This is a genomic window from Clostridia bacterium (assembly GCA_019683875.1).
In the GTDB taxonomy this organism is placed as follows: domain Bacteria; phylum Bacillota; class Sulfobacillia; order RBS10-35; family Bu92; genus Bu92.
Genome location: JADGHN010000188.1, coordinates 1 through 2463, shown reverse-complemented (window position 1 = coordinate 2463; position 2463 = coordinate 1). Strand labels below are relative to the sequence as shown.

Here is a 2463-nt window from a genome sequence, read left to right as displayed (position 1 = left end):
ACGAACGGCAGGCCTTCCGTGACGCGCCGCACGAACCATTCGTACCCGAACCAGGCCGTCGCGGCGGCCGCCAGCGCCCCGGCCAGGCCGAGGATCGCGCCTTCCAGGAGGAACGGCCAGCGGATGAAGCCGTTCGTCGCGCCCACGAGCTTCATGATCGCCACCTCGCGGCGCCGCGCGTACACCGTGAGCCGGATGGTGTTGGAGATGATGAAGAGCGTCGCCGCGGAAAGCAGGGCCACGAGGGCCAGGCCCAGCATGCGGACGCCGTCCGACAGCGTCGTCAGGCGCTTGACGACGTCCTGTTTGTAGTCGACCGAGTCGACACTTTCGATGTCGCCCAGGGCCCGCACGACCCCGGGAATGTGGGCGGGGTCGTCCACCCACACGTCCAGGGCATCGGGCAGCGGGTTCCCGACTTCATCCGCGGCGGCGAGCAGTTCCGCGTCGCTGCCCAGCTGGTCCCGCAGCCGCGCGAGGCCCTCCTCCTTGCTCACGAAGTCGACGCGCTCCACGTGCGGGATGGCGCGCGCCTTCGAGACGAGCTCGTCCGTCCATTGGCGGTCGAAGTCCGGTTGCAAATAGGCGACGATCTGCACCTGGCTCTCCAGCACGTCCGTCATGTGCTGAAGGTTGACGGCCAGGATCAGCGTCAAGGCCAGCACCAGAAGCGAGATGGCCACGGTGCTGGCGGACGCGAGGCTCATGAGGCCGTTGACGCGGATCCCCTTCAGCGCCTCGCGCAGGTAATACCCCCATGTCCTAAGCCTCATGGCGGTACCTCCCGGGATCCTCGTCGCTGACGACGCGTCCCAGGTGCAGGTGCACGACGCGCCGCCGCATGCGGTTGACGATGGTCTCGGCGTGCGTGGCGACGATCACCGTGGTCCCCATGCGGTTGACTTCCTCGATCAGATCCATGATGGCGTTGGCGTTCGCCGGGTCGAGGTTGCCCGTGGGCTCGTCGGCCAGCAGGATGCTCGGGTTCAGGGCGATGGCGCGCGCGAGGGCGGCCCGCTGCTGCTCGCCGCCGGAAAGCTCCCGGGGCAGGGCCTGCGCGTGGTCCTTCAGCCCGACGAGCTCCAGCACCGCCGGCACCCGCCGTTCGATCTCCTTCGGGGACCACTCCGTGACCACCAGCGGAAAGGCCACGTTGTCCCACACGGTGCGTTCGGGCAAAAGCTTGTAATCCTGGAACACGACGCCGATCTGGCGCCGGAGGTAGGGCACGTGGCGGGGCCGAATCCGATTCAGGTCTCGCCCGTTGACGATGACCTGGCCTTCCGTCGGAACTTCTTCGCGATACAGGAGGCGCATGAAGGTGGTCTTGCCCGCGCCGGAGGAACCGGTGAGAAACACGAATTCGCCTTTCTCGACGTGGACGTTGACGTCCACCAGTGCAGGCCGGCGGGGCGGATACACTTTGGAAACGCCGATCAGCGTGATCGTACCGGCCACCTCGCTCTCAAGGGCACGGCGACAGCCGCGGCGTCGCGGTCGAGCCGGCGCCGTTTCCCGGATCGCAGCAAACATCGATCCAGGGCGGGCTTGTCCGGCGCAGCCGCACCCTCCGCTGTTCGACAGAATCCGGGCCGTTCCTTCGCGATGGCGACCTTGTAAGAAACTTGTAAACTTACGCGGCGCCTTGTCCCGCGCCGGTTCGTGCGTGATCATAGAACGGAATGGCGCGGCGTGTTCGACGGAAAATGTAGACAATTCTTGATCCATCCGGTTGCGGGAGCGGTGACGCGGCGGTGGCGCGCAAGGTGATGCTTTTGGCCATGGCCCTCGACCTCGGCGGCGCCGAGACGCACGTCGTCACCCTGGCGGAGGGCCTGCGGCGCCACGGGTGGACGCCCGTCGTCGTCTCGGCCGGCGGCCGCCTCGTCGATCGCCTGGCCGCGGCCGGCATCCGCCACCTCCGCGCGCCGCTCGCCAGCCGCTCGCCGCTGGACGTCCTGCGCGCCTGGCTTCACGTCCGGCGGGCCCTGCGCGCGGAGGCGCCCGACGTCGTGCACGCGCACGCCCGCATCCCGGCGTGGGTGAGCGAGACGGCGCGGCGCGGGCTCGACATGCCGCTGGTGACGACCTATCACGGCGTCTACAACGCCGGCTGGTTCTGGCGGCGCGTGAGCCGCTGGGGCGACGTGACCATCGCGGTCAGCCCGGAGGTGAAGGACCATCTGGTCCAGCGCCTCGGCGCGCCGGAAGCGCGGATCCGCGTCATCCCGAACGGCGTCGACACCGCCCACTTCGCGCCGGCCGCCGTGCCGCCGGACGTCGACGGGGTGTCCCGCGAGGATCGCCCGGTGATCGTCCACGTCAGCCGGCTGGACGAGGTCGTCGAGCCGGCCCTCGCGCTGTGCGACGCGGCCGCCGCCCTGGCCTCGCGCTGGCCGCGGCTGCGCGCCCTCATCGTCGGCGGCGGCCGCGGCGAGGCCGCCGTCGCCGCCCGCGCGCGGG

3 protein-coding genes are annotated in these 2463 nt (G+C 69.9%); 1 reads left to right on the top strand and 2 read right to left on the bottom strand.

Annotation, left to right across the window (positions count from 1 at the left end; genetic code table 11):
- Both IRZ18_09745 and ftsE read right to left on the bottom strand, forming a co-directional pair.
- A partial coding sequence (locus IRZ18_09745; protein ID MBX5477387.1) for an ABC transporter permease occupies positions 1-773 on the bottom strand: 773 nt, incomplete at its 3' end.
- Positions 763-1533 carry a cell division ATP-binding protein FtsE gene (ftsE, locus tag IRZ18_09740; protein ID MBX5477386.1) on the bottom strand — a complete coding sequence of 257 codons (771 nt, stop codon included), beginning with the start codon at positions 1531-1533 and terminating at the stop codon, positions 763-765. The genes ftsE and IRZ18_09745, both read right to left, overlap by 11 nt.
- Before the next feature lie 221 nt (positions 1534-1754).
- On the opposite strand from ftsE, the gene IRZ18_09735 reads away from it, so the two are divergent.
- Positions 1755-2463, top strand: a 709-nt coding sequence (locus IRZ18_09735) for a glycosyltransferase (GenBank protein MBX5477385.1), incomplete at its 3' end; no start/stop codon positions are given.

Bases quoted from the DNA above. Each gene is read 5' to 3' on its own strand.
- ftsE (MBX5477386.1), bottom strand. From the start codon at position 1,533: ATGTTTGCTGCGATCCGGGAAACGGCGCCGGCTCGACCGCGACGCCGC.